This window comes from Shimia sp. R9_1 (assembly GCF_017743775.1).
In the GTDB taxonomy this organism is placed as follows: Bacteria; Pseudomonadota; Alphaproteobacteria; order Rhodobacterales; family Rhodobacteraceae; genus Shimia.
The window spans coordinates 378,274-404,868 of the sequence record NZ_JAGHRN010000002.1 but is presented as its reverse complement, the minus strand read 5'-3'; the positions used below and the strand labels follow the sequence as shown (position 1 = coordinate 404,868).

Annotated in this window: 31 protein-coding genes; 11 read left to right on the top strand and 20 right to left on the bottom strand. The window is 56.0% G+C overall.

All coding sequences use genetic code 11. The features are described 5' to 3' along the window. Window position 1 precedes the first annotated feature (1 nt). The 4 genes from flhA to J7399_RS08300 are packed head-to-tail and all read left to right on the top strand — an operon-like array spanning window position 2 to window position 4,354. Complete coding sequence (gene flhA, locus J7399_RS08315; RefSeq protein ID WP_209058418.1) at window positions 2-2,086, top strand: flagellar biosynthesis protein FlhA; 2,085 nt, start codon at window positions 2-4, stop codon at window positions 2,084-2,086. 20 nt (window positions 2,087-2,106) lie between these two features. Next, entirely contained in the window at window positions 2,107-2,859 is a 753-nt protein-coding gene (locus tag J7399_RS08310; protein WP_247742812.1) for a flagellar biosynthetic protein FliR, read from the top strand. Further along, window positions 2,856-3,947 (top strand): flagellar type III secretion system protein FlhB, encoded by a 1,092-nt coding sequence (locus tag J7399_RS08305; protein ID WP_209085241.1) that lies wholly within the window; start codon window positions 2,856-2,858, stop codon window positions 3,945-3,947. Before J7399_RS08310 ends, J7399_RS08305 begins: the two co-directional genes overlap by 4 nt. Then, window positions 3,944-4,354 (top strand): hypothetical protein, encoded by a 411-nt coding sequence (locus J7399_RS08300; RefSeq protein ID WP_209085240.1) that lies wholly within the window; start codon window positions 3,944-3,946, stop codon window positions 4,352-4,354. The genes J7399_RS08305 and J7399_RS08300 overlap by 4 nt, the downstream gene beginning before the upstream one ends. A 71-nt stretch (window positions 4,355-4,425) precedes the next feature. Here J7399_RS08300 and J7399_RS08295 read toward each other — a convergent pair whose 3' ends face one another. The 9 genes from J7399_RS08295 to J7399_RS08255 are packed head-to-tail and all read right to left on the bottom strand — an operon-like array spanning window position 4,426 to window position 9,007. Continuing rightward, the gene (locus J7399_RS08295; RefSeq protein ID WP_209085239.1) at window positions 4,426-4,944 is read right to left on the bottom strand and encodes a flagellar basal body-associated protein FliL; all 519 of its coding nucleotides are present in this window, start codon (window positions 4,942-4,944) and stop codon (window positions 4,426-4,428) included. A 12-nt stretch (window positions 4,945-4,956) separates the two neighbouring features. Beyond that, a complete protein-coding gene (gene flgH, locus J7399_RS08290; protein ID WP_209076472.1) occupies window positions 4,957-5,691 on the bottom strand; it encodes a flagellar basal body L-ring protein FlgH in 735 nt (244 codons plus the stop codon). Window positions 5,692-5,700: 9 nt separating this feature from the next. Continuing rightward, window positions 5,701-6,120, bottom strand: a complete 420-nt coding sequence (gene flgA, locus J7399_RS08285; protein WP_209058406.1) for a flagellar basal body P-ring formation chaperone FlgA — start codon at window positions 6,118-6,120, stop codon at window positions 5,701-5,703. Between the two features lies 1 nt (window position 6,121). Next, the gene (gene flgG / locus J7399_RS08280; protein WP_209058405.1) at window positions 6,122-6,907 is read right to left on the bottom strand and encodes a flagellar basal-body rod protein FlgG; all 786 of its coding nucleotides are present in this window, start codon (window positions 6,905-6,907) and stop codon (window positions 6,122-6,124) included. A 15-nt stretch (window positions 6,908-6,922) separates the two neighbouring features. Continuing rightward, window positions 6,923-7,636 carry a flagellar hook-basal body complex protein gene (locus J7399_RS08275; RefSeq protein ID WP_209058404.1) on the bottom strand — a complete coding sequence of 238 codons (714 nt, stop codon included), beginning with the start codon at window positions 7,634-7,636 and terminating at the stop codon, window positions 6,923-6,925. A gap of 2 nt (window positions 7,637-7,638) precedes the next feature. Further along, window positions 7,639-7,908: a flagellar biosynthetic protein FliQ gene (locus J7399_RS08270; RefSeq protein ID WP_209058403.1), complete on the bottom strand. Its 270-nt coding sequence runs from the start codon at window positions 7,906-7,908 to the stop codon at window positions 7,639-7,641. After that, window positions 7,908-8,195, bottom strand: a complete 288-nt coding sequence (gene fliE / locus J7399_RS08265; RefSeq protein ID WP_209085238.1) for a flagellar hook-basal body complex protein FliE — start codon at window positions 8,193-8,195, stop codon at window positions 7,908-7,910. The genes J7399_RS08270 and fliE overlap by 1 nt, the downstream gene beginning before the upstream one ends. A 22-nt stretch (window positions 8,196-8,217) precedes the next feature. Beyond that, complete coding sequence (flgC, locus tag J7399_RS08260; protein WP_209058400.1) at window positions 8,218-8,604, bottom strand: flagellar basal body rod protein FlgC; 387 nt, start codon at window positions 8,602-8,604, stop codon at window positions 8,218-8,220. Between the two features lie 19 nt (window positions 8,605-8,623). Next, window positions 8,624-9,007, bottom strand: a complete 384-nt coding sequence (locus J7399_RS08255) for a FlgB family protein (RefSeq protein ID WP_209085237.1) — start codon at window positions 9,005-9,007, stop codon at window positions 8,624-8,626. Between the two features lie 84 nt (window positions 9,008-9,091). On the opposite strand from J7399_RS08255, the gene J7399_RS08250 reads away from it, so the two are divergent. Next, window positions 9,092-10,426, top strand: a complete 1,335-nt coding sequence (locus J7399_RS08250; protein WP_209085236.1) for a FliI/YscN family ATPase — start codon at window positions 9,092-9,094, stop codon at window positions 10,424-10,426. Between the two features lie 118 nt (window positions 10,427-10,544). On the opposite strand, the gene J7399_RS08245 is transcribed toward J7399_RS08250, so the two are convergent. The 6 genes from J7399_RS08245 to J7399_RS08220 form a co-directional block, all read right to left on the bottom strand. Continuing rightward, window positions 10,545-11,333, bottom strand: coding sequence for a DUF1217 domain-containing protein (locus J7399_RS08245; protein ID WP_209085235.1), 789 nt, complete (start codon window positions 11,331-11,333; stop codon window positions 10,545-10,547). Further along, window positions 11,330-11,734 (bottom strand): flagellar biosynthesis repressor FlbT, encoded by a 405-nt coding sequence (gene flbT / locus J7399_RS08240; RefSeq protein ID WP_209085233.1) that lies wholly within the window; start codon window positions 11,732-11,734, stop codon window positions 11,330-11,332. Before flbT ends, J7399_RS08245 begins: the two co-directional genes overlap by 4 nt. Then, window positions 11,731-12,108, bottom strand: coding sequence for a flagellar biosynthesis regulator FlaF (gene flaF, locus J7399_RS08235; protein WP_209085231.1), 378 nt, complete (start codon window positions 12,106-12,108; stop codon window positions 11,731-11,733). Before flaF ends, flbT begins: the two co-directional genes overlap by 4 nt. Before the next feature lie 81 nt (window positions 12,109-12,189). Then, on the bottom strand, window positions 12,190-13,407 hold the full coding sequence (locus J7399_RS08230) for a flagellin (protein WP_209085228.1): 1,218 nt from the start codon (window positions 13,405-13,407) through the stop codon (window positions 12,190-12,192). Window positions 13,408-13,632: 225 nt separating this feature from the next. Continuing rightward, window positions 13,633-14,001, bottom strand: coding sequence for a flagellar biosynthesis protein FlgN (locus J7399_RS08225; protein ID WP_209058387.1), 369 nt, complete (start codon window positions 13,999-14,001; stop codon window positions 13,633-13,635). Continuing rightward, window positions 13,994-14,299 (bottom strand): rod-binding protein, encoded by a 306-nt coding sequence (locus J7399_RS08220; protein ID WP_209058385.1) that lies wholly within the window; start codon window positions 14,297-14,299, stop codon window positions 13,994-13,996. The genes J7399_RS08225 and J7399_RS08220 overlap by 8 nt, the downstream gene beginning before the upstream one ends. 110 nt (window positions 14,300-14,409) lie before the next feature. Here J7399_RS08220 and J7399_RS08215 point away from each other — a divergent pair, with 110 nt between their 5' ends. The 3 genes from J7399_RS08215 to J7399_RS08205 all read left to right on the top strand — a co-directional run bounded on the left by J7399_RS08215 (window position 14,410) and on the right by J7399_RS08205 (window position 17,465). Beyond that, complete coding sequence (locus tag J7399_RS08215) at window positions 14,410-15,837, top strand: flagellar hook-length control protein FliK (protein ID WP_209085226.1); 1,428 nt, start codon at window positions 14,410-14,412, stop codon at window positions 15,835-15,837. Between the two features lie 9 nt (window positions 15,838-15,846). After that, window positions 15,847-16,527, top strand: coding sequence for a flagellar hook capping FlgD N-terminal domain-containing protein (locus J7399_RS08210; RefSeq protein ID WP_209085224.1), 681 nt, complete (start codon window positions 15,847-15,849; stop codon window positions 16,525-16,527). A 92-nt stretch (window positions 16,528-16,619) separates the two neighbouring features. Beyond that, window positions 16,620-17,465, top strand: a complete 846-nt coding sequence (locus tag J7399_RS08205; protein WP_348539454.1) for a phosphotransferase — start codon at window positions 16,620-16,622, stop codon at window positions 17,463-17,465. On the opposite strand, the gene J7399_RS08200 is transcribed toward J7399_RS08205, so the two are convergent. From J7399_RS08200 to J7399_RS08180, 5 genes are all read right to left on the bottom strand, one after another. Further along, window positions 17,444-18,769: an FAD-binding oxidoreductase gene (locus J7399_RS08200; protein ID WP_209085220.1), complete on the bottom strand. Its 1,326-nt coding sequence runs from the start codon at window positions 18,767-18,769 to the stop codon at window positions 17,444-17,446. The genes J7399_RS08205 and J7399_RS08200 overlap by 22 nt on opposite strands. Further along, window positions 18,766-19,584, bottom strand: coding sequence for an ABC transporter permease (locus J7399_RS08195; protein ID WP_209085219.1), 819 nt, complete (start codon window positions 19,582-19,584; stop codon window positions 18,766-18,768). The genes J7399_RS08200 and J7399_RS08195 overlap by 4 nt, the downstream gene beginning before the upstream one ends. Then, the gene (locus J7399_RS08190; RefSeq protein WP_209085218.1) at window positions 19,581-20,468 is read right to left on the bottom strand and encodes an ABC transporter permease subunit; all 888 of its coding nucleotides are present in this window, start codon (window positions 20,466-20,468) and stop codon (window positions 19,581-19,583) included. The genes J7399_RS08195 and J7399_RS08190 overlap by 4 nt, the downstream gene beginning before the upstream one ends. Before the next feature lie 3 nt (window positions 20,469-20,471). Next, complete coding sequence (locus J7399_RS08185; RefSeq protein WP_209085217.1) at window positions 20,472-21,596, bottom strand: ABC transporter ATP-binding protein; 1,125 nt, start codon at window positions 21,594-21,596, stop codon at window positions 20,472-20,474. An 87-nt stretch (window positions 21,597-21,683) separates the two neighbouring features. Next, the gene (locus J7399_RS08180; RefSeq protein WP_209085216.1) at window positions 21,684-22,769 is read right to left on the bottom strand and encodes a polyamine ABC transporter substrate-binding protein; all 1,086 of its coding nucleotides are present in this window, start codon (window positions 22,767-22,769) and stop codon (window positions 21,684-21,686) included. 166 nt (window positions 22,770-22,935) lie between these two features. Here J7399_RS08180 and J7399_RS08175 point away from each other — a divergent pair, with 166 nt between their 5' ends. From J7399_RS08175 to J7399_RS08165, 3 genes are all read left to right on the top strand, one after another. Continuing rightward, window positions 22,936-23,634: a GntR family transcriptional regulator gene (locus J7399_RS08175; protein WP_247742811.1), complete on the top strand. Its 699-nt coding sequence runs from the start codon at window positions 22,936-22,938 to the stop codon at window positions 23,632-23,634. An 89-nt stretch (window positions 23,635-23,723) separates the two neighbouring features. Next, on the top strand, window positions 23,724-25,112 hold the full coding sequence (locus tag J7399_RS08170; RefSeq protein ID WP_209085213.1) for an aspartate aminotransferase family protein: 1,389 nt from the start codon (window positions 23,724-23,726) through the stop codon (window positions 25,110-25,112). A 305-nt stretch (window positions 25,113-25,417) separates the two neighbouring features. Then, complete coding sequence (locus tag J7399_RS08165; protein WP_209076437.1) at window positions 25,418-26,521, top strand: ABC transporter ATP-binding protein; 1,104 nt, start codon at window positions 25,418-25,420, stop codon at window positions 26,519-26,521. The last annotated feature ends 74 nt before the right edge of the window (window positions 26,522-26,595 follow it).

The window sequence follows — 26,595 nt, the reverse complement described above, 5'->3', positions numbered from 1 at the left end:
CGTGAATCCGCAAACTCTAAAGACCCTCTTCAGCCCGACCATTTTGTTGGCCTTGGCACTGATGGCGATCATCGTGATGATGATTTTGCCAATGCCATCTTGGGTGCTGGATATCGGTCTGGCGGCGTCTTTTGCGCTCGCCATTTTGATTTTTACCGTCACGCTGTTTATTGAGCGCCCGTTGGATTTCTCCGCATTTCCAACAATCCTGCTTGCATCCCTGATGCTGCGCCTGTCGCTCAACGTGTCTTCAACCAAGTTGATCATTGGTCAGGGACACACGGGTACAGGTGCAGCGGGCGACGTGATTGAAGGCTTCGCCAACTTCGTTATGGGCGGTAGCGTCTTTCTGGGCCTTGTTGTCTTCTGTGTCCTGTTGATCGTGAACTTCATGGTCATCAACAAAGGCGCCACACGTATGGCCGAAGTCGGCGCGCGTTTTGCCTTGGACGGTATGCCGGGTAAGCAGCTTGCGATTGACAGCGACATGTCCGCTGGCGCGATCGACCACGCTGAAGCAAAGGCCCGCCGTGAACGTGAACAGCAAGAAACCACTTTCTTCGGCTCTCTGGATGGTGCCTCAAAATTCGTAAAGGGGGACGCGGTCGCCGGCCTTCTGATCACCCTTCTCAACCTCGTGATGGGCTTGATTATGGGCGTCGCGATCCACGGCATGCCAATCGGTCAAGCGTTTGAGACCTACGCGATCCTGACGGTTGGCGACGGACTGGTCACACAGATCCCAGCTGTGATCATCTCCATCGCCTCAGCGCTCTTGCTGGCGCGTGGTGGCACCACCGGTTCCACCGACCTGACACTAGTCAAACAGCTCGGCAACTATCCGCCCGCGTTGGCCACAGTGGCCGTCCTGATGGTGCTCTTTGCGCTGGTACCCGGCCTGCCCTTTGTGCCGTTTCTATTTGGCGGCGCGGTGCTTGGAGGGGCCGCCTATTATCTCTATAAGAACAAGGCCCAAGAAGAAGAAGCTCCCCTCGAAGAAGAAGCCCCTGTCCTGCCACGTGACAAGCCCATTGGCGATGTCTTGGATTTGGATGACATCCACGTCGAATTCGCCACGGATCTGGTCAACATGGTACTAGATCCCGGCGCAGGCCTGGACGCCCGTATCACCAATATGCGGACCCATGTGGCCTCAACCTTCGGGCTGATCCTGCCCGAGATCCGCCTCACCGATGAGCCCTCTCTGCCTAACGGCACTTACACCATCCGCATTCAGGGGGTAGAGCAGGTGCGCGACCGTCTGGAGCCGGAGAAAGTTCTGGCACTTGCTGGCGACACACCAGACGCCCTGCCACCGGGCGAAGATGTATCTGAGCCCGTTTACGGCGCGCCTGCCCGCTGGATCGACAGCAAAGCACAGGAAGCCGCGGCGCTCTCCGGCATCACCATTGTGACGCCCGGGGAGGTTCTGGCCACGCACTTGCTCGAAACGATCAAGACCAACTTCGGCCGTTTGCTGACCTTTAAAGCACTCCGCCGCATTCTGGACGAGATGGTCAACCTGTCCGACCCTGTACGTGCAGATGCCAACCGCCGGATGATGGACGAGTTTGTACCCGATAAAGTACCGCTCGATCTGTTGCATCGGATTTTGCGCATGCTGCTGGATGAGCAGGTCTCCATTCGCAACATGCCGCTGATCCTCGAAGCGATTGCCGAAGCGAGACATGTCACGGTTATGCCGGATGCCATCTGCGAGAATGTGCGTCAGCGTCTTGGTTTCCAACTGATATCTGATCTGAAACGCGACGATGGAACCATCCCGTTGGTGCAGCTGGCACCCGAGTGGGAAGATACCTTTGCGACATATCAAGTTGATGGTGACGCTGGCAGCATGGATGTGGCGCTTCCACCGGATGTGTTCAACGCTCTCGCCCAATCGATCGCTGATCGCATGAACGAGGCTGGCAACAGCGGTATTTTTGCAGCTCTGGTCACCTCAACGCGCCGCAGACGCTTTTTGCGAACAGTGTTGAGCGCCAAAGGCATTTCAAATCCCGTGCTGTCTTTTGAAGAAATCGGTTTGGATGCGCGTCCTTCTCTTGTCGGGGTCGTCGCCGCATGATGGAAAATGCGCTCGCGCTAATGAATTTGACGGAAACCATGCTCTGGCATGGTTTTCTCGTGTTTTTGCGGGTTGGCGCAGCGGTCTCTGTACTGCCGGCCTTTGGCGAAACCAGCGTCCCACCGCGGATCAAGCTTGGCGTAGCTCTGGCATTCACCGCCATCATTGCCCCGGCAGTACCAGTCTTTGAAACCGTACCCCCCAGCGTTGGTGAAATCGCGAGGTATACCGCCACCGAAGGTTTGATTGGTCTGTTGATGGGCATTTCGGTGCGTATGTTCGTCTTTGCCCTACAAACCGCAGGCACCATTGCAGGCCAATCCACCTCGCTGGCCCAATTGTTTGGCGGTGCTTCTGGTGAACCCTTGCCCGCCGTCGGCAACGTGCTGGCTCTTGGCGGCACCGCGCTTGCGGTGACCATGGGCCTCCACGTCTATGTCGCGCAATTTCTCATCGGATCTTACATTCTGTTTCCAGCGGGCGTTTTCCCCGCGCGCGAAATTATGACCGAATGGGGCGTTCCTCAGGTTTCGTCGGCTTTTGCAATGGCGTTCCGACTGGCTGCGCCTTTTGTGATCATTTCAGCGATCTACAACCTGATGCTCGGTGTTATCAACCGCGCCATGCCGCAGCTGATGGTGGCCTTTGTTGGTGCGCCACTCATCACGGCAGGCGGCCTGTTTCTTCTGTTTCTTGTCGCCCCAGCGCTCCTGGCGCTCTGGTGGGGGGCGCTCCAGGGTTTCATGATCAACCCGGTTGAGGGATTGAGATGAGCGGAGGCGGTCAGGACGACGACAGCGAAAAGTCCTTTGAGCCAACCCAGCAAAAGCTGGATCAGGCGCGAAAAAAGGGTGAAATCGCAAAATCTGCCGATGTATCGGTCGCCGCAGGATATCTGGGCATCACACTGGCTTTTCTGGCTGTGGGTGCAGGTACCATCAAGGCGGCTGGAAATGGTCTGATGGTTCTTCTGGATCAGGCAGAATCCATCGCACCGCTGGTTTTTGAAGGCAGTCCTTCCGCGCCTATTGGCGGCATCATGCTGGAAATGATCTGGGCCGTGGCACCATGGTTCGTGATCCCGATGATCGCTGTGATCCTCAGCATCATCGCTCAGAACGCCTTTATCTTCGCCCCTTCAAAAATTCAGCCCAAGCTTTCAAAGATCAGCCCAATTTCAAATGCCAAAAACAAATTCGGGCGCAATGGGCTTTTTGAATTTGCAAAAAGCTTTGCGAAGCTTGCGATCTACTCGATTTGCCTCGGTATCTTCTTGAACATACGGATGCCTGAAATGGCCTCCTCGATCCAACTCGATGCAATCATGGTCCCGGCCCTGCTTGGGCGGCTGATGCTCGAATTCTTGATGATCGTGATCATCGTCGCTGCCTCTATCGCAGCTGTAGATTATTTCTGGCAGCGTGCCGAGCACATCCGCAAAAACATGATGACCCGCAAAGAGATGACCGACGAGCAGAAGGAATCTGAAGGCGACCCACATATGAAACAACAGCGCCGCCAGAAAGGTCAGGAGATCGCGATGAACCAGATGCTGGCGGACGTGCCGGAAGCAGATGTGATCATCGTTAACCCGACACATTATGCCGTTGCGCTCAAATGGTCGCGCCTCCCCGGCGAAGCACCGGTCTGCGTTGCCAAGGGTGTCGATGAAATCGCCGCGCGCATCAGAGAAAAGGCGCAAGAAGCCGCCATTCCAATCCACCGGGATCCCCCGACTGCACGTGCGTTGCATGCGATTGTAGAGATCGGTCAGGAAATTCCGGTTGAGCAATATGCGGCGGTGGCTGCAGCCATACGCTTTGCAGATGCCATGCGTCAACGCGCGAAAGGACGGGTATGAGCGACGATTTGAAAGAGCTGAATGTGATCACTCAGGCCCGCTACCAAAAAGCACAGGCCGCAATGCAAGTCGTACAAGCAGAAGAAACAAAGCTGCGTGGCATGCTCAATGACCTCACCGAGCAAGAAAAAAGCGGGCGCGAAACGATGCGCCATGACAGCGCCTTGCGTATGACGGGTGGCGATCTGGCATGGAACAATTGGATTGGCCGCAACCGCAAAATCTTGAACCACCAGCTCGCCAATGTCTTGGTGCGCAAGGAAATGGCGTTTCGGGAACTGCAAAAGCACTTCGGCAAAGCAGATGTCATGCAGACTTTGCTTGAAGAGGCAGAAAGCAAACGCCGCCAAGCGCGGCAAACCGCGCTGATCGAAGCCGTGATGGAAACCAAGCTCAACTGCGGATAAAAAACGCGCCGGAGCAATTGCTCGGCGCGTTCTTTTTGTCGTCGTGAGAAGGGGGGAGATTCCCTTACCTCTTACGACACGTCCTGGCGGGTAATTTGCACGATCAAGACGTCAGAAATCTCGTCGCCATACACTTTTTGCGCCACCTCTACGAAGGTCTGACGAAGCGGCTCAAGCTTGCTTGAGTTTGTGAAAGCGCCATTAAATCCGCCAATATTTGCGTGATCAAACATCGCTTGCAACAACGCGCCTCGAATACGTGGCTCGGCCTGGAACACCCGCTCCGTGGCGCCGGAGTCAACTTCCAGCGTGAGTGTGATCAAGATCAGCGAGGTGACAGAACTATCGTTCACGACTGGGATGATGAACTGATCAACCAGTTCAACATATTCGCGCCCCTGTGGTGGGCCGTCAGCCTTCTCTTCCTTTTTCATTTCCTTTTTCATGTCGTGCTCGTCGGCGTGTTCGGCGCCGTCAGCCAACTCTGCGTCCATAGCCGGAGGTTCAGGCGCCGGGCGCAAGGCAAGCCCTGCACCCACTCCCGCGCCAACACCGACGAGCAACATGATGATTGGGAGAAGTTTTTTCATGGGAGACCTTGATCAGAATGGCAGCACAGCGTCGAGGACTTGCTGTCCAATGCGGGGTTGTTGCACGTCAGTGATCTGCCCACGGCCACCGTAAGAGACACGCGCCGACGCGATTTTGTCAAAAGTGATCTCGTTTTTACGAGAAATATCGGCTGGTCGCACATATCCAGAAACCAGAAGCTCCCGAAGCTCAAAGTTCACACGGAGTTCCTGCGTACCCTGGATGGCAAGCACCCCATTTGGCAGCACATCCACGATTGTTGCGGCGACGCGGAGCGTGAGTTTCTCGCTACGTTTCACAGAGCCATCTCCGCTACTGCTGCTTGTCGAAGTCAGATCCACCAAAGGATCCGTCGTCGCGCCGTCTGGCAGCCTGTCGTTGACACGCTGAGGAATGCCGATCAGCTGCGGAACACTCAAGCTTTCAGAGCCGCTGCGGTTACGCTCGGTTTCATTATCGATTTCAGCTTCTTCATCCACCTCAATGACAACAGTCAGAATGTCGCCACGTTGCGCGGCACGGCGGTCGCCAAGCAGGGACTGCTTATTGCCACTCCAAAGAGACGCACTGTCAGAGCGCCGGGATACGTTGGTTTGAGCCGGCAGCGGTGGATTCATCATCGCATAGTGCTCTTGATTATTCGTGGTCGGCGTAAAGCTAGGCGCTTTGCCGATGTGATCCATACGCGCGCACCCAGACATGGCCAGCGCTGAGATCACGAGAACTGCTGAAAAAAGACGCACCATTCTCTTCCTTTAGTTTGACACGTGGACGCTGCCGTCCGGCATTACAGTCCCGGTAACGGTTGACCGGGATCCAATATTCATGACGCGCAAAGCCTCTCCGGCACCTGCACGCGCCAAAGAGCGCCCTTCGGTTAGAATCTCGAGACCTCCCGAGTTGTACCTGAGCGTCACGATTTGGTTGCGCTCGACCAATGCCGGCGCACCAACATCGCCAAGTCGCACGGGGCGGCCGGGATAGATCGCTTTCCGTGCTTCGAGCCCGATGACGGCTTCCAGGTCAGAATGCACCCCGGCGACATCACCCTGTTTGAGACCAACAGCGTCGGCAGTGACGATGGTATTGGCTCGGATGGTTTGGGTCGCCACAACGATTTCAGCCGAAACCGGCGCCGCACAAACCAAAAGTAGAGCTGCAAGGATGCGTTTCATTTTATCTTACCTGCGCTGTGGCAGCCATCATCTGGTCGGCCGCGGTGATAACTTTGGCGTTCATTTCGTAGCCACGTTGCGCCTCAATCAGCTCGGTCACTTCGCGTACAGCATCCACGGAGCTGTCCTCAAGGAAGCCTTGGCGAATGGTCCCCAGACCATCTTGCCCCGGGTCGGACACGGCGGGAGCGCCAGACGCCTCGGTTTCAAGGAACAGGTTTCCACCAATCGCCTCGAGCCCTTTCGCATTTGAGAAGTTGGCCAGAGAGAACTGCCCTAAGAGTTCAGCGTCAGGGGAGTCGTTGAAATACGCGTAGACTTCACCATCACCGTTGATGGAAATGCTCCGCGCATCTTCGGGGATCGTGATCTGAGGCGCCACAGGGAAGCCATCGGATGTCACGATCAGACCGTCAGCACTGCGTTTCAGACCACCATCGCGGGTATACGCAGACTGTCCGGAAGGCAGTGCCACCTCAAAATAGCCTTTGCCTTCGATGGCCACGTCAAGGTCACCACCGGTGTTGGACAACGAGCCCTGTTCGAGCTGAACGGAAATCGCGGATGGGCGCACACCTAGACCGACCTGCACACCCGTCGGCAGAACAGACCCGTCAGAGGCGCTGATCGCACCAGCCCGCGATACTTGCTGGTAGTGCAAGTCGGCAAATTCAGCGCGACGTGCGTTGTAGCCAGTGGTCGACATGTTGGCGAGGTTGTTGGAAATGGTTTCGACACGCAGCTGCTGTGCGCTCATACCTGTGGCTGCAATCGTAAGGGCCCGCATGGCAAAATCCTCTGGTTACTTGACTAGTGTTTTTACCGCGTCGCGAATGCGGTTGTGTTCATTGTCGAGGAAGGTTTGACCCATCTCATAGGCGCGTTGCACCTCGATCATGCGCGAAATTTGGTTGATCGGATTGACGTTGGAACTTTCCAAGAAGCCCTGCAAAATACGCCCATCTTCGATGGGTTCGTATCCATCCGGCGCTTCAAACAGAGTGCCCGACTCACGTCTGAGATCGAGCGGATTCGTCGGTCGATAGAGACCAATTTGGCCAAGCGGTTGGCCATCAACACTCAACGTACCGTCTGAGGCCACATCAACGCCCTTGGCATCTGGTGGAATAAAGACCGGCGCACCGCCAGCATCCAGAACCAGGTTCCCGTCCATGGTAACCAAATCACCATTCTCATTTGGCGTGAACGCACCCGCACGAGTCAGTCGCTCCCCTTCAGGGGTCTGAATGAGGAAGAACCCTGTACCTTCGACCGCGAAATCAAAGCTGCCACCCGTCTTTTTCAGAGCGCCCTGCTCCAGCGACGTCGTCTGCACATTGGCAGCGGCCATCGAGATACTTTCAGTCCCTGGCGCAGACTTAATGAATTCCGAGAAGGTGATACCTTCTGCGCGATAGCCCGTTGTCGCCGCATTGGCGATGTTATTGGCCAATACAGTCATCTCTCGTTTCAGACCAGATTGACGGGTCAGGGTGGTGTAACCGGCGTTATCCATAGTCAGCCTCCGACAACAAGCGGGATAATGTTTGATTGAAAAAACGAAACGAGCGTCTGCACCATGAAACCCATGGTCGCCCAGAAAATGATGACGATGCACAGAACCTTGGGCACGAATGTCAGCGTCATTTCCTGAATGGATGTCAAAGCCTGAAACAAGCCAACTGCCACACCAGAGATCAGCGCCACAGCCAGGATCGGCGTGGAGATCAAAACTGCAACCCAAAGACCTTGGCGCAGCGTGTCAAAGAAGATGGCCTGCTCCAGCATCAGACGGGCATGCGCAGGATTTCTTGATAGGCTTCCACGACCTTATTACGCACGGTCACGGCAGTTTCGACGGCCAGCTCGGTCTGAGCCAACGCTTGGACCAGCGTGTGCGGGTCCGCTTTGCCGGTCATGGCCTGCATGGACACCTGCTCGCTTTCCTGCAAGGTCGCGGCGAAGTCTTTCACCAGACCAAATAGCGCATTGCCACCTTGAGCATTTTCTGCGGGGCCGGTTGCAGGCTTGGAGGCGGTGTATTTCTGTGCGGCGAGTACTGTACGGACATCCATTCTGGCTCTCCTTATTCACTTGTTATTTCCGTAAAAGTTCCATGAGCGACGAAGACATCTGTCGCGTCTGATCGAACATTTTGAGGTTGGCTTCATAGCTGCGCTGTGCCTCGCGCGCGTCCGCAATTTCGATGATCATATCGACGTTGGAACTCATGTAGTTCCCGGTGCCATCCGCCATCGGGTGGCTGGGGTCATAAATCTGCTGACCTTCCGAACGATCAAGCTGTACCGGACCAACCGAGACGCGCCCGTCGCGCGCAGCCGTATCAGCTTCGAATTGAACAGTTTTACGCTGATACCCGGGCGTATCAGCGTTTGCGATGTTCTCAGAGACGTGACGCAAGCGTGCGGCCTGTGCACGTAGACCAGAGGAGGTGACACTTAGGGCTGTACCGAAGTCGCTCATAGATCAGATACCTTGTGAGTTAACGCGAGATGGCTGTGCGCAGGACAGACATGGAGGATTTGTAAATCGCGACCGAACGATCATGCTGGCGCTTGATTTCCACCGCTTTCAGCATCTCTTCTTCGACAGAAACGCTGTTACCGTTGGGGGAAACTTCCGCAGTGGAGAGACCTGGAGCCATGTCAGAGGCCTCCAAGCTGCTGCCGTGATGACCAGCGCGGGTTGCACGCATTGTGCCGCTACCGCCATCATTCTGATAAATCTCTTGGAAAGGTTTGATATCGCGGGCTTGATAACCCGGGGTATCCGCATTCGCCATGTTCTGCGCAACGACGGTCTGTCGTGCGGCTGCATGTTTGCCCATGGCATGGGCGGCTTTGAAAACGTCCAACGATTTGAACATCGGGGCTTCTCCCTCGAACTGCTTAAAGCAAGGCTTAACCCTGATTCCTTTAGAAAGTGTTTCGTAGGAACTTTGGAGAATCCAATGGACACAAAAGGGCTAGAAAGCCTTGGCGCGGAACTTAAAAGAGTGCGCCCAATCAAGGACATAGGCCGTGTAAGCGCGGTTGAGGGCAATCTTCTGAGGGTGCGCGGCCTCAACAAAGTCGCGCGAATCGGAGATTTGCTTGAAGTTACACTTCAGGATGAGCGCAGGATTTCCGGTGAAGTCATACAGTTGCATAGCAACGATATGACAATGTTACCTGACGCGGCGCCGGATGGCGTTTCGATTGGAGATCGCGTCGCGTTGCGCGACCAGATCGGGATCGCGCCTTCGGATGCCTGGATCGGGCGGATCATTGATCCTTACGGAAACCCGATTGACGGAAAACCTCTGTTACGTGGACCGGAAATGCGGCCCCTAAAAAACCCGCCCCCACCTGCGGCGGCGCGACGGGCACTTGGCAGCCGACTTGAGACCGGGATGGCGGTCTTCAATACGATGCTGCCGATCGTGAAGGGCCAACGTATTGGCTTGTTTGCAGGATCTGGTGTCGGCAAATCGAGCCTCATGGGGCAATTCGCACGTTACATGACAGGTGACATCGCCGTTATTGCGCTGGTTGGAGAGCGGGGACGTGAACTTCGGGAATTCGTTGAGCATGTCTTGGGACCTGAAGGGCTTAAGCGCTCCATCGTCGTCGCCGCCACATCCGATCAATCGCCGCTCGTGCGTAGGCGTTGCGCTCTCGCCGCGATGAGTGTGGCAGAGCACTTCCGCGATCAGGGTAAGCATGTGATTTTCATGGCAGATTCGATTACCCGATTCGCAGAGGCTCACCGCGAGGTCGCCGTTGCCGCCGGAGAAATGCCCGCGCTGCGGGGATACCCGCCGTCGACCTCTCATATGATCATGTCACTGTGTGAACGCGCCGGTCCCGGGCTGGAAGGACAAGGGGATATTACCGGTGTGTTCAGTGTTCTGGTGGCCGGTTCCGATATGGATGAGCCGATTGCCGATATTTTGCGGGGGGTGCTGGATGGGCATGTGGTGCTGGACCGCAAGATCGCTGAGCGCGGCCGCTACCCAGCTGTAGACCTCCTGAGGTCAGTGTCACGGAGCTTGCCGCACTGTGCCACACAAACAGAAAATGCAGTGATTACAGAGGCCCGCAAACTTTTGGGCGCCTATGAACAATCTGCCACGATGATCCGCGCCGGGCTTTATTCCGCCGGATCTGATACGGCCTTGGACGTGGCGATCAACGCCTGGCCAGAGCTGGATTCCTACCTTGGAGATGGCCAGAGCGCGTCCATTGACAACGCCTTTGCCAAGCTCACATTGCTGCTGAGACGCGCAGGCGCACGCGGTGTCTGAACACAGAAAAGGCGCGCCTTAGAGCGCGCCTTTTTCAGCGATTTGGGACGTCGGTATCGCGTCTGTATTGCGTCGTTATCGCGGCGGTATCGCGTAAGTGCCTCGTCGGTCTTTCAGATCAGTAGGACAACAGTGTCAGAGCGATCTGTCCGGAGCTTGCAACAGAGACATTGTTGATCTCAGACATCAGCAAAAAGCGTTGTACAATCTGGTCACGTGCTTCCGTTGACACAAATTGGGAAATCTCGCCATCACCTGTGAGTTTCTCCAGACGGCTGCGGAAAGTGTTCAGTTGCGAGTCCAGATCTTGTGAGCCAAATTCACTTGGAAGCCCAAAAGCGGTTTCAAACACCCGGCGCAGTGGCGGGTTGCCCATCACTGTGAACCAATTGGTGTTGTCACTACTGCCTGAAAGCGCGATGTCGTCCAGCTCACGGACCGCGTTCATAGCAAAGCGCAAATTTTCATCCTGCTCGCCAACCGCACGCTCAAACTGACGCGCGACATATTGTTCACGCATATTTTCGGCAAAACCCGGAGTCTTATGCCAAGGCCCACCCAAATCACCAAAACCAAAGGCTTCGGCAAACTCACGATAGCGCGTGTCCGCCAGACGGTTGGCCAAAGCATCATTAGCCTGCGATCCTTCTTCGAGAATCGTCTTGATGAAGAACTTGCTGTTGATGTCCTCATCAAGGCCAAAGGCGCCCAGCGCCACAGTAAGAAGCTGACGGTCGTTGACAAGGTCTTCGGCGCTCTCGATCTTGCCGATGTTTTCGGCAAAGTAGTCGAGATCGCGTTTGACAATAAAGGAGTTCTCAAACGCTTCGGTCTGAGTCTCCATGGTCCGCTGCATGAAACCCCATGCAACCAGCCCCGTGCCTACGACTATCGGTTGATAGGTCATTGGCGTGCAACTGCCATAAGGCGTTCCTCACGGTCCAGTAGGGACCGCAGCGCTTTGAGACCCTGATAGTGGCGTCCACCTATCACCGCCTCAGTCGCCAAACCGATCTGACGACGGCTGTCGTGATCCGTGAACACTTGACTGAGATCCTCGATGTGGCGCAGTAAAGTGCGTTCCACCTCATCAGCATCGGCATCACCGGACAGTACAAGCTGCAAAGAGTAGCAAGCGCGGCGCACCGGGGTGTTGGCTTCTTCGGGGTGAATGGCATCCCGCAGGCGCAGGATGTTTGCGTTTGGGGTCATGATGGAGAGACGTGACCGGCGATCGCCGTTTTCAATCACTGCTCCATTGACCAGAACCCGCTCTTTCGGGCTCAATTTAAGAACAAGGCCGCTCATGCTGCTGCTCCACTTCGAAGACCGCGCAAGATGGCGGTGTTGACTTCAAGAAGGGGGCGTACGTTGGCGTCGCCCGCCAGCACCTTGGTGCTATGATGATCTGTAAATTCGGCAAGGTAGAAAATCTGGGCGCGCAGCTCTTTTGGCAATTCATTGTCTGAATCCGCCACCATGGTGGCGAGCAATGTCCAAAGCTGACGATTTTCGTGGATGGCTTCCACCAACGCCGGAAATCCGCGTTTTTTGCCCTTTTTGGCCGCTTCTTTCAGTTTGTGGGTGATGCGTGCGATCACATCGTATTCGAGTTTCCCCGCGGTTCTGGTTGGCGCAGAAGCTTGACTATATGCCTTTTTGGCAAGAACGTTTGGGGTCACGTCAGAATTCCCTGAATAGTAGTCGGTCGGGCGATTTAATGGAGGGAGTGAGGGCGCGTGGCGCGCCCCCACCTAGATCCATTAACGGAAGAGGGACAGCAGCTGCTGTGGGCCCTGGTTCGCGATAGACAGCGACTGGGTCGCCAGCTGCTGCTGAACCTGAAGCGCCTGCAGACGTGCAGAAGTTTCTTCCATATCCGCATCGACCAGAGAGCCGATACCAGATTTCACAGAGTCAGACAGGTTAGACACAAAGTCTTTCTGAATGCTGATACGGCTTTCAACAGTACCAAAGGCCGCAGATGCGTCGATGGTGGTGTTGATCAGGTTTTCAATCGATGCCAGGGACGCCTGCGCAGCAGAAGAGCTGGAGATGTCGATTGTGCTAAGCGCCGCAAGGTCACCCGCGCCTGCGTTCTGGTACTGACCAGAAATGTTCATCGATTCACCGGTGTTGTTGGTGATCGTGATCTGGTCAGAGTTGGCAGCTGTCGATGCATCGTATTCAACAGACAGTTCAGATGTGTCGTAGTCAGTCTGAGATTCGATCGCGTTTTTCAGACCAATGACAACTGCTTCGTTCGAGCTGGTTGCAGCCACGTCCTCAGCGGTCACCTGATAGGTAACTTTCTGATCACCCAAGTTCAGGGTAATGGTGTCGCCTGCCGCCACGGAGGAAGCGTCAATCTCGATGTCAGCTGTTCCGGCATCAGCAATGTTCGTCGCAAAGCCGTCATTCGCCGCAGTGATGCCGTCAGTGTTGGTGCCGAAGACGTTCTGGGCGGTGTAGCCGCCAGTGTCCAGATCCACACCGTTAACGGTGATCGCAGACGCGCTGACGTCGCCATTAGCACGGTCCAGAGAGGACAGAACGTCGGTGCTCGTAGTCGAACCGTCCACCAAGTTCAGGCCGTTGAACTGCGCAGCGCCAACAACAGAAGCGATCTGCTCGCGAAGCGACGTAATTTCGTTGGTCAGCTTGGTGCGGTCAACGTTGTCACCGGTTGCAGAAGCGATACGTGTTTTGATTTCGCCCAGCAGGTCGGTCACAGTTTCGGTAGCCTGACGAGCAACCGCAACTGTGGATTCACCCAGTGCAAGGCTTTCCTGCACGGATTTGAAGCCGTTGACGTCGGATTCCATGGTTTTGGAGATCGCCCAAACAGCGGCGTTCTGTTTGGCGTTGTCCACTTTTTTACCGGTGGAGATTTGACCCTGAGTCTCGGAAAGGCTTGCGTTCACGGATTTCAGGGTTTGCAGCGCAACCATTGCGCCGTTGTTTGTCAGAAGGCTGGTCATGGCTTTCCTATACCTAATATAAATGGCGCTTTTGCGCCGGGTTGTATTTTGCGCTCCTTCGCGGGAACGCTCCTGAACGTCATTCTGACATGTACCGCCGGGGCTTCCGGATCGGTGCCACTCTCTGTGGAGTGCGGGTTCAACATGGCGGGATAAGTGCTAACGCTTTCCTAAACACGAACCCCGCAATCACTGGCATTTTAACTAAACTTGCGAGAGGGCAATTTATGCTCTCTTTTCAACACGTTGACCGGCACTCATTTGAACGGCATGGCGCTGGCCTGTTGGGGTGTATGTTTCCAAAGATGTGCGCACCCGACGCATCGCGCCCATGCGCTCTGTGGTTGCGCGCAAACCCTTCTGAGTCGATTCCAGAAGTGCGTGGTTGCGGCGGAAAAGATCCTGCAGGGGCGCAAGGGATTCGGGGTCGATCGAGTCTTCTTCCTGCCGCTCTTCGAGCTCTTCAAACAGCGCTTCCTTGCGGCTGAGCAGACCTTCAAGTGCATCAAGCTTGCCTTCGATCAAGGCGGTGCGCTCATCCTCCAGCAGGGAGGTCAGAGAATCGATCAGATCATTGGTCACATCATCAGACATCGGCGCGCTCCTTTAGGGCGTTGAAGAAAGCTTCGGACAGGCCGATCCCGCCGGAAGCGACCATGGCGCGGGCCTGCTCCTGGCGGAGGAAGGAAGAGAACTGGTCTTCGCCAGCGCCACCGCCAAAGGATTCGCTGGTTTTGCCCAGACCGGCAGATTTCAGCATTTCAGAGAGAAAGGTGATTTCGAGCTCATTGGCAGCGCTGCGGAGCGCCTCCTCCTGAGCGGTGGGCAGAGGGCGGATCGGCTGAGCACTGGGCGCAACCGGGACCGCGACTGGGGCCGTTGTGTGGAGCATTTCTTGCCTCGCGGGTTGTGCATGTTTTTCCGTTGTGACCGAGGACGGTAAAGAAGTGGTAAGGAAAGCTGAGGTAGGGGTTTTGCGGTGGAAGAATTCCCGGAGGCCCTATGTTGAACCTGCCTTTACTCGCGCCGCAGCCTGCCCACACGGCAGCCGCAGCCCCCAAGAAAAGCGCTGATGCGCGACAGGAAAACAACGGTTTTTCTGATGTTTACGACGATATGAACAGTTCCGATGACCGGCCTTCTGACGATCTCCATGAATCGCGCGAGGCACGCTCGAACCAAGCTGAGGATGCGCCGGTAGAAGGCGAATCACAGGTCAAGCAGAGCAAATCAAACTCCGAGAAAGAAGCGCCTGAAGAGGCGGACTTTGCTGCGATCGAAACGGCAGAGCCAAGCGAGACGGAGCCGGAAGTTCAAATGCAGGGCGTCGAAAAGCGCGCGGCGGTGAACGCCTCTGAAAATGCTGCGATGATGCGAATGGCGCCCCCCGCAGAAGGCACCGCGGCCCCTGTCAAAGCTGAGGCACCAACTGCAGCCGCACAGGCCCAAGCCACCGCCACCGCCACAAAACCGCTCACCGATGAAACCAAAATTGCGACCACCGCAAAATCAAGTGAAACGGCGCAACTCTCTGAGTCCCAAGCAGCCAAACTGGCAGCCGAGACGCCTGAAGGACTTGACCCAATGCAAGTTCAGGTCCGCAACAAAGGCACCCAACCTTCGCAGGCTCAAGCTGCCAATGCCGCGCTTGCGGCTGCTCAAATGGCACTGCCGGAAGCTGCCTCTGAGACCGCTGCAACGCGCAACCCGGTCAAATCAGATGTGGAAGTCGAAGCGGACGCGGAGGCGCCGACCGCCAAACTGGACGCACCGAGCACACCAACGGTTTCCACCACTCAGCAAATGCAGGCACGTGCCATTATGGAACAGGTGCAGGCAGGGGCCCAATCGGTTTTGGCCAAGGGTGGTGAAGCCAACGTCGGGCACGCAGCAGAATCAGCACTGCCTGCCGCTCTGGAAGAAAACAGCATCAGCCCACGCGGAATCATGAGCGCGCAGGAAGCGGCCTCTCAGGCCCGTCTTGCCAACAGCGCCCCGAACCCGGCCTATGTGGTGCGCCAGCTCGCAGATGCAGTGAAGACCAGCGACAAAAATCTGATCGAACTGACAATGGATCCGCCGGAGCTAGGCAAAGTGCGCATGTCGATGGCGGAGACCGGCGGCGTGATGGCCGTGACTATCAGCGCGGACAGCCAAGCGACCACCGAATTGATGCGCCGTCATATGGACCTGCTGCGCAAAGACTTCATGGAGATGGGCTATCAGGATGTGTCTTTCTCCTTTGAACAAGGTGGCAGCGACGCTTCCGGCCAGCAGGCCCAAATGAACAACGAATTTGGTCAAGGTGGCGGCGGACAGGGCGAATCATCTCACGGTGGCTCTGCTCAAACTGACTCATCACCCGTTTTGGCCGCACAACAAACTTCGCAACTCTCAGCCGCAAGCAGCGGCGTTGACATTCGCATCTAGGAGAATCCTATGGACGCCGTAACCTCATCGACCAGCTCAGCCCCATCACGCGCCGCAACCGCGGCCAATGCAGTGGCTGCAAATCAGAACGAAACCGCGCTTTCTTCTGACTTTGAGACCTTTTTGCGCATGCTTTCGGTTCAAATGCAGAACCAGGATCCGCTGAACCCACAGGACTCTACCGAATTCGCCACGCAGCTGGCGCAATTCTCAACCGTGGAACAGCAAACCCTGACCAACACGCTGCTGACCAATCTCGGCTCGCAGTTGAACGCGATGGGGCTGAGCGGTCTGACCAATTGGGTTGGCATGGACGCCCGCGTGAACGCACCTGCGCATTTCTCAGGTGCGCCGATTGAGGTCGTGCCAAACGCCAATGCGCAGGCAGACAAAGCCTATTTGGTGGTGAAAAACGCCAATGGCGCAGAAGTTCAACGTTTCACCATTGATCCCAAGGCGGACACGCTGGAATGGGCCGGTGTAGACAACTCAGGCAAGCCATTTGCCAATGGCCTCTACAGCTTTGAAACAGAGAGCTACGCGAAAGACGAGTTGCTCGATACAGTCAGCGCTGACGTCTATGCACGGGTGACGGAAGCCCGCACAGGCACCGATGGAGTGGTTCTCATTGCTCCGGGCGGCGTTGAATTTGCATCTGACAAAGTCCTGTCCCTGCGCCAGCCAAGCTGAGGCTTGCCCCTGACACGGACGTGAATTAGCGTCGCGGCGCTCTGAAAAGGAACGCCGCGTTGCCTGTTTTTGCCCCCTCCCCCTCTGCATCTGTGATTGCGGCCTTCGCGCGGGCATTGCCAGATACGCCGCTCCCATCCTCTTGGGAGCCTCTGTTTGGTGGACGAACCAATATGGCATGGCGCGGGATCTGTGAGGGCGCGCCTGATGTGGTCCTGAAACTCTATCGGGGTGCCGCTCAGAACCCGCTTTTCCCGAATGACCCGGCAGCGGAAACACAGCTGTTGAAAATACTAGCGACACATCCGATGGCGCCGCACTTCTGTGCCTCGTTTGAATCGGAAGATGGTCAGTGCAATGTTTATGAGCATTTGCCCGGGCGCCTTTGGCAATCAGACACAAAAGCGGTTGCCGCGCTGATGCGCGATTTGCACCGCATCCCGCCCCCTACCGGTTTGCGGCAGGTGCCCGATGGCTCATCAGAGCTTCGCACCCAAATTGAGTCGATTCTATCGCGCTGCTCTGAACCACCTGATCTGCTGTCACAGCTGCCAGCCCGTGACATCGCCCCATGCGGACGATGCGCACTCTTGCACAGCGACATCGTGCCGGGAAATCTGATCGAAAATGACAAAGGCTTGCACCTGATAGATTGGCAGTGTCCGGCGATAGGTGATCCCTGCGAAGATATTGCCATATTTCTCTCCCCTGCGATGCAGATCCTGTATCGTGGAGAACCTCTCAATCAGGCTGAAATAGAGACGTTTTTTGCCGCCTATGATGACGCTGCGACCGCGACGCGTTACCAATCTTTGGTGCCGTTTTATCACGCCAGAATCGCTGCCTATTGCCTATGGCAGATGGAACACGGGCAACCGGAATATCGCGATGGCTTACAACTTGAAATGGCCGCGCTTCAGAGGTCTTTGAAGGCGTAGTAGAGATAAGCAGGATACATTAGCAGCCTGCGCGCGCGCCCAAGCGGGAAGCGTCGGGGCGTGGCGCGCATAATCCCCGGGTGTCGATGCGTTCCGGTTCCCAGAATCTCCTGAGCAAGGAGCAAACCAGCATAGCTCCCCATAGCGACGCCGTTTCCGTGAAAGGCGAAGGCAGCAAAAAGATCATCTGCCCCCGGGACTTTGCCGGCAAAAGGTGTTTGGGCGCGGCTGTAGCACACGAAGCCGCCCCAGAAATGTGGTGTTTCCACCTCTCTCCAGGCAGGAAAAAGCTGTGCGAATTCGCGCTTGATGCGGGTGCGAATGGCCTCATGTGCGGGTCTCGTCGTGGCCAGACCACCGCGCATTCCGAATAGAAACCGGCCATCCGGCATGAGCCTGAAGTAGTGCAGCAGATTTCGGCTGTCATAGGCCATCTGTGCAGAGGTCCAACTTTGCGCCTTTTGCTCAGCCAAGGTGAGCGGGCGGGTGACAAGGATACTCGATTGCGCGGGCAAAAAGCGCCCTGCAAGCCATGGCGGAATATGCTCGCTGGAGTAGCCATTTGTGGCGACCACAAATTTCTTTGTGATGATCTGTCCTCGCGGGGTGGCCAGATGCCAAAGCCCGTTTTTATACTCGGTCTCAGTGACAGGCGTGTCACCGTAGATCTTTGCGCCAGCCGCCTCTGCTGCGCCTGCGAGGCCACGAAGATATTTTCTTGGATTGAGTCCGAAGCCAATTGGCAGCGTGAGCGCACCATGAAAACTGGTGCCCAGCCCCTGCGCTGCCAGCTCTGACTGATGAGTCACCTGCGCTTTCAAGCCATATGTTTGCTCAAACGCAGCGGCTTCAGCAGGGAAAGTCTGCGAAACACGAGCATTGTGCGCAAGGAGCGTTTCACCTTCGGAATGTCGATCCACATCCCAACCAAATCGTGCCAGGAGCTGCTCGACATGCTCCACCGCCGCACGTTCAGTTTGGAGATAGTCCGACAGAGCGACCTGACCAAATCGCTTTTCAAGCGTCCTATGGGATGCTTTTGCACCACCCAAGCAGCAGAAGCCTCCGTTGCGGCCGGAGGCGCCCCAACCTACCTGTTTCGCATCCAGCACAGCGACGGACACACCCGCCTCTGCGAGGTGTAGCGCGGCGTTGAGGCCTGTCACACCTGCACCAACGATGGCGACGTCGGCACTGGCGGTTGCGCTGAGCGGGGTCCGTTCAGATATCGAGACTGTTTCAGCCCAAAAGCAGCTTTCTAGCGGTCCATCGCCATAGGCAAATGGATCGCAGATCCGGCTCATGCCGACTTGGCCGCGGCCGCCTCGTCCCGCCGTTGACGCACCACATTGCGCTTGTTGATCAAAGACGCTGTCACCACACCAATGGTGACCACCAGGATCATGACGGTTGAAAGCGCATTGATTTCCGGGCTGACACCCAAGCGCACAGAAGACCAGATTTTCATCGGCAACGTGGTGGCAGAAGGTCCGGAGGTGAACGACGCAATAACCAGATCATCAAGCGATAGGGTGAAGGCCAATAGCCAGCCGGAGATCACAGCAGGGGCGATGATCGGTAGGGTCACAAGGCGGAAAGCTTCCGCGGGCGTGCAGCCCAAATCCAAAGCAGCTTCCTCAAGAGATTGATCAAAGCTCACCAGACGGGAGCTGACCACCACAGAGACGTAGCACATCGAGAAAGTGGTATGCGCAAGCACAATGGTGAACACGCCGCGGTCCATGCCAAGGCTGATGAACAACAATAGAAGTGACAGGCCGGTGATGACTTCTGGCATCACCATGGGTGCGTAGATCATGCCGGAGAACAGCGTGCGCCCGCGAAAGCGCCCAGCGCGCACCATAACGATGGCCGCCATGGTGCCCAATACTGTGGCCAATGTGGAGCTGATGAAGGCAACCTTGAGAGTGACCCAGGCTGCATCCAGGAACGCCCGGTTGTTGATCAGTTCGCCGTACCATTTTGTGCTGAATCCAGCCCAAACAGTGACGAGTTTGCTTTCGTTGAAGCTAAAGATGATGAGGATCACCATCGGCAGGTAAAGGAACACAAAGCCGAGCGTTAGCGAGGTGACGTTGAACCAAGACATCTGTCTCATTTGCCTGCCTCCCGCTGCTTCTGCTCATTACGTTGGAAGAGCACGATGGGAATGATCAGGATGAGCAGCAGGACAACGGCCACGGCGCTGGCAACGGGCCAGTCGCGGTTGGAGAAGAACTCCTCCCACAGCACTTTGCCGATCATCAGCGTGCGCGAGCCACCCAGCAAAGAGGGGATCACAAACTCACCGATGGTGGGAATGAAAACTAGGAAACTGCCTGCGATGATGCCCTGTTTAGAGAGGGGCACGGTGATCAGCCAGAAGGCAGAGAAGCGCGAACAGCCAAGGTCTTCGGCGGCCTCCAAGAGGCTGATGTCGAGTTTTTCCAGAGCGGCATAGATCGGCAGGATCATGAAAGGCAGATAGGTGTAAACGATGCCGATGTAGACGGCGATATTGGTGTTCAGGATCACCAAAGGCTCGCTAATGACACCGATGCTCAACAGGAACTGGTTGAGGTAGCCTTCCTGGCTGAGAATGCCCATCCATGCATAGACACGGATCAGAAAGCTTGTCCAAAACGGCAGGATCACCATCATGAAAAGCATAGCGCGCCATTCTTCAGGCGCCCGCGCCATTCCATAGGCGATGGGATAACCAACCAGCAGCGTCAGGAAGGTGGAGATCAGCGCGATTTTCAAGCTGGAGAGATAGGCTTTCCAATAGAGATCATCTTCGGTCAGCCAGATGTAGTTTTCCCAGTCGAGTTCCGCGAAGAACTCTCTGATCGCGCCAAAGCCCGCCGAAATATCCAGCGTTGGCGTGTAAGGCGGGATCGCGATGGCTGTGTCAGAGAGGGAGATTTTGAAAACGATCAGGAACGGCACGATAAAGAGTGCCAGAAGCCAGACGTAAGGGATGGCGATCAGAAGACGACGCATCAGTTAGCGCTCCAGAAAAACGCCGGCTGTGGCGGTCCAGCTGAGCCAAACTTCGTCTTCCCAAGTGAAAGCGCGTCGGGAGATTCGGCGGTTGTTGGCAGCCTGGGCTTTGATGATCTGCCCCCCCGCGAGCTCCACGTGGTAGGTAGAAATGTTTCCAAGGTAGGCGATATCAAGCACTTTGCCCTGCACGGCATTGGCGGCCTCAACGGGCTTTTCAGCTGAAATAGAGACTTTTTCTGGCCTGATGGCGTAGTGCAGATCTTGCCCGGCCTGCGCCCCCACAAGCGGCGCACCAACGATTGCTGGCTGGGCTTCGGCCCAGTGCATTTGAAGGACATCTCCTTTCGGATCCGCCTTGCCCGTGATCAAATTCACCTCGCCAATAAAGTCGGCAACATAGGTGGAGTTCGGAGCCTCATAGATCACGTCAGGGGTGGCCACTTGAATGATTTTTCCGTGGTCCATCACCGCAACGCGGCTGGCAACAGTCATCGCCTCTTCCTGATCGTGGGTCACAATCACAAAGGTGGTGCCTGTTTTCTCCTGAATGTCCATCAGTTCAAACTGCGTTTCCTGACGCAGCTTTTTGTCGAGTGCGCCAAGTGGCTCATCAAGCAAGAGAAGTTTGGGCGCTTTGGCGAGGGACCGGGCCAGCGCCACGCGCTGTCTCTGGCCACCAGAGATTTGGTGCGGCTTGCGCCGCGCAAATTTGTCCAGACGTGTCAGGCGCAGCATCTCTTCGACGCGCGCGGCGATCTGGTCTTTGGGCATCCGGTCACGACGCAGGCCAAAGGCGATGTTTTCCCAAATGCTCAGATGCGGGAACAGCGCATATGACTGAAACATCATATTCACTGCGCGCTTGTTTGGCGGCACAGGTGCGATGTCTTGACCAGCCAGCAATATGCTGCCCTCGGTTGGCGTTTCAAAACCCGCAAGCATGCGCATCATCGTTGTTTTGCCACAGCCCGAAGGCCCAAGCAGGGCAAAAAATTCACGCTCAAAAATGTCGACATTCAGATTGTCGATCGCCGTGAAATCGCCAAACCGCTTGGTAACGTTTTGAAACTGGATAAGGGGTTTTGCTGTTGGGTCTTCCCAAGGGGCAAAGGCATCAAGCGCCATGGCGGTCTCCGAAGTGGCAGGAGGCGAACTCACGAATGCAGAAAGAGGCCCGCGCCACAAAGACGCGAGCCTGTGGTCACTTTGTTCTTAGGTGCCGGATTTGATCTTCGTCCAGAGACGGGTCACAACACGCTGCACTTTCGGAGGATACGGAGACACTGTGTAGAGGTTTCCGAGCGTTGCCTCATCCGGGTAGATCGCCGGATCACCAATCACATCTTCCGCCAAGAGCGGCTGTGAGGCGAGGTTGCCGTTTGCGTAGTAAACATAGTTGGAAGCATCTGCCATGTTCTGCGCTTCCATGATGAAGTTCAGGAACTTATGCGCCGCTTCCGGATTTGGCGCATCAGCTGGAATGGCCATTTGATCAAACCACATCAGCGCACCTTCAGTTGGTGCATTATAGGCGATTTCGACCCCGTTTTCCGCTTCCCATGCGCGATCACGCGCCTGCAGAATGTCCCCGGACCAGCCCATCGCTACGCAGATATCGCCATTGGCAAGCGCGTTGATGTATTCAGAGCTGTGGAATTTCTGAACGTAGGGTGCAATCGCGGTAAAGAGTGGCTCAACCTTGGCAATCACATCTTTGTCTTGGCTGGTGGGGTCTTCGCCCAGGTACGCCAGCGCCGCCGGGATCATCTCATCGGAAGCGTCCAGAATGTGAACGCCACATTCCGCGAGTTTCTCCATATTTTCTGGGTTGAAGATCAGATCGAGGGACCCAATCGGCGCATCCTCACCCAGCACCTCTTTGACTTTGCCGAGGTTCACGCCAATGCCCGTGGTGCCCCACATATAGTTAATGGAGTAGGCATTGTCTGGATCGTAGTTGGCTGTGCGCTGCTCAACCACATCCCACATGTTGCCGATATTGCTGAGCTGACCTTTGTCGAGCTTCTGAAACACGCCTGCCGCGATCTGACGCTGCAGGAAGGCACCGGTGGGCACGACGACATCGTAGCCGGAGTTGCCCGCGAGCATTTTGGTTTCGAGCACATCGTTGCTGTCAAACACATCATAGATCAGCTTGATGCCGGTTTCTGCTTCGAACTTTTCCAGCAGTGCTTCGTCGATATAGTCGGACCAGTTATAGACTCGAACTTCTTCGGCCGATGCCGCCGCCGCAGTCAGCGCGAGGGTCGCGGTGAGGGTAATGAGGGGTGTCTTCATGTTGATCTCCCGTTGGATGCCGAGTTCTGGGCCCGGTCACATTCTGCGAGATTAATTTGATCAAGTTTTTGCGCTATGGCAACATACTTGTGCAATTGAGCGTCACAGAGACGTGTTTGAAAGAGCCACTCAAGCGTGGTTTGCATAAATGAAAGGCAGGTCGGATTTGACACAAGCTGGTGAGCAGACAAAAGAAAGTGCGGCCCGTGTTCCGGTGCATCAGCAGGTCTATGCACAACTGCGTGAAGCCGTTCTTTTTGGAGAGCTTGCACCGGGTCAGGCCGTGACCATCCAAGGCCTCATTGAACGCACAGGCGCAGGTATGACACCAATCCGAGAAGCGATTCGACGCCTGACAAGCGAAGGGGCGCTGGAGTTTCGCGGGAACCGGCGTGTTGTGGTGCCTTTGCTGACAGTTGATGCCATTGATGACCTTATTTTCCTTCGAGAATCAGTGGAAACGCGGCTCGCAGAACAGGCTGTGGCCCATATTTCGGCACGCCAGATTGCACGTTTGGAACAGATCGATTCCCGGCTGGATGAGGCCATCACACGCGGTGATGTATCTGCCTATCTTCGCCGCAACTATGATTTCCACGCGCTGCTTTATGAGGCAGCCGAGGCGCCGATCCTGCTGGATGTGGCCAACAGTGTGTGGCTGCGATTTGGCCCTTCAATGCGCGTGGTATGCGGACGCATGGGGACGCAAAACCTGCCTGACAACCACAAAACCGCGCTTGAAGCGCTGCACAAAAAAGATGCAGCGGCGGTGGGAGAGGCCATCCGTCAGGACGTGACACAAGGGATGGAAGAGATCCGTGATGCCCTTCGAGAAGGCACCGGATTCGCCGAGATGATTGACTAATCAAAATTTGATCATATTTTTGAACGCAGACAATGAAAGCAGCTGAGGACACCCTCACCCTGCCCCAATTTTTCTCTGCGAGGATTGCCATGAATATGATCACCAATCATCTGCCGACGGCAGAGCTTCAGGCGTTGGACGCGGCGCACCACATGCATCCGTTTTCCACGCAGGCAGATTTTGACAGCACCGGTGCGCGGGTGATCACGCAGGCCAAAGGCGTGACATTAACCGACAGCGAAGGCGAGCAGATCCTGGACGCAATGGCCGGGCTTTGGTGTGTTAATATCGGCTATGGCCGCGAAGAGCTTGCGGAAGTCGCCGCGCGCCAAATGCGCGAACTGCCCTATTACAACACGTTCTTCAAAACCACTCATGTGCCGGTGATCGCCCTTTCAGCAAAGCTTGCAGAGCTTGCTCCGGGCGATCTCAATCATGTGTTTTATGCAGGCTCCGGCTCTGAGGCCAATGACACCAATATGCGACTTGTGCGGCATTATTGGTCTGCCAAAGGCAAGCCCAGCAAAACGGTCTTTATCAGCCGCAAAAACGCCTATCACGGCTCCACCATGGCCGGCGCAAGCCTCGGCGGTATGGTGCCAATGCATCAACAAGGCAGCCTGCCTATTCCGGATGTGCACCATATCAACCAACCAAACTGGTGGGCTGAGGGCGGTGACATGAGCCCTGAAGAGTTCGGCCTTCAGCGTGCCCAAGAGCTGGAAGAGGCGATTCTGGAACTTGGTGAGGATCGCGTAGCGGCGTTCATTGCAGAGCCAATCCAGGGGGCCGGGGGCGTGATTGTTCCGCCAGAGACCTATTGGCCTGAGATCCAGCGTATCTGCGACAAATATGAGATCCTGCTGATCGCGGATGAAGTGATCTGTGGCTTTGGGCGCACCGGAAACTGGTTTGGCAGCCAGACAGTGGGCATCAAACCCCACATCATGTCGATCGCCAAAGGCCTTTCCTCAGGTTATGCGCCAATCGGCGGCTCGATTGTCTGTGATGAGGTGGCAAATGTGGTGGGCGCGACCGAGTTCAACCACGGCTATACCTACTCCGGCCATCCGGTGGCCTGTGCTGTGGCGCTGGAAAATCTGCGCATTCTGGAAGAGGAAAACATCATCGGCCATGTCCGCGACGACGTGGCGCCGTACCTCAAAAAGAAATGGGAAGCGCTGACAGAGCATCCTTTGGTGGGTGAGGCCAAAATCGTCGGGATGATGGGGTCAATTGCGCTGACACCCAACAAGGAAACCCGCGCGCCGTTTGAAGCAGAAACAGGAACCGTGGGCTACAAATGCCGGGAGCACTGCTTTGCCAACAACCTCATCATGCGCCACGTCGGCGACCGGATGATCATCTCCCCGCCATTGGTGCTTCAGAAAGCAGATGTTGATGTTCTGATCGCACGCGCAACGCGCGCCTTGGATCAAACCTACGAGCAAATCAAAGCTGAGGGCCTCTACAAATAGTCGCCTATTAATTGATCAAATCGACATCCCCGGAAGCACTTTCCGGGGATTCTTTTTTGCCTCACACGCATCACTTCTCAACCCAAAGGGGAAATTCACGGATATTTTTTAGAATTATGGGTTTACCTCTGTCGGTTTTTGACGAAAATCATCTTTGTTGTGTCGCAAACCGACCTTGCCGGACGAGATTGACTGGCAAACTTTCCGATGTGGACTGCGGTGTTGCGCAATGAGACGCAGGTGTGGTTACACTTGAAACAGATGAGCAGAGACAATCTGCCGACTGAAAACACAGGGAGCCTATTTTGGCTGATAGTGCATCTAACGGCGCGTTTGTCGAATTCGACCGCGTGCAAAAGAGCTATGATGGTGAGACACTCGTCGTCAAAGATCTGAATTTGAGCCTGCCCAGAGGCGAATTTCTAACAATGTTGGGACCCTCAGGGTCAGGCAAGACCACCTGCCTGATGATGCTGGCCGGATTTGAGACAGCAACCCACGGCGACATCCGTCTGGGCGGCACCTCGATCAACAACATCCCGCCGCACAAACGCGGCATCGGGATGGTGTTCCAGAACTATGCGCTTTTCCCGCATATGACGATTGCGGAAAATCTGAGCTTCCCTCTGGAAGTGCGCAAGATGGGCAAAACCGAGCGCGAAGAGAAAATCATGCGCGCTTTGGATATGGTGGAGATGGGCGCCTTTGGCGGCCGCCGGCCCTCCCAGCTCTCCGGGGGCCAGCAACAGCGGGTCGCTCTGGCGCGCGCGCTGGTGTTTGAGCCTGAGCTGGTGCTGATGGACGAGCCGCTCGGCGCACTCGATAAGCAGCTGCGCGAAAAAATGCAGTTCGAGATCACCAACCTCGCCCACAACCTCGGCATCACCACCGTGTATGTGACCCACGACCAGACCGAGGCGCTCACCATGTCTGACCGCGTCGCGGTGTTTGACGATGGCCGCATTCAACAGCTGGATCCGCCTGACACCCTCTATGAGGCCCCTCAGAACAGCTTCGTGGCGCAGTTCATCGGCGAGAACAACACGCTGGAAGGCACCGTGAAGGAGCTCAACAACGGTCTGGCACTGATCCAACTGGACGATGGCGAGCTGATTGATGCGATGCCAGTGCATGAAAGCGTCAAACCCGGCGCCCGCACCCGTGTCTCCATCCGTCCGGAACGCGTGGAATACAACAAGGAACGCATTCAGGAAGGCGCCCACACGCTGAAAGCCGAGGTGAAGGAATTCATCTACATGGGCGACATCTTCCGCACACGTCTTTCGGTGGCGGGCAATGATGAGTTTGTCATCAAAACCCGGAACGCACCGGATGTGGAACGCCTGAAGCCAGGTCAGCAGATCGAGATCGGCTGGCTGCCTCAGGATTGTCGCGCGCTCGACGCCTGACAAAGGGACAAAAACCTCCGGCGCTCAATTGACCGGGGGATAAAAAGTCAAATCAAAGAAAACCAACAAGGAGA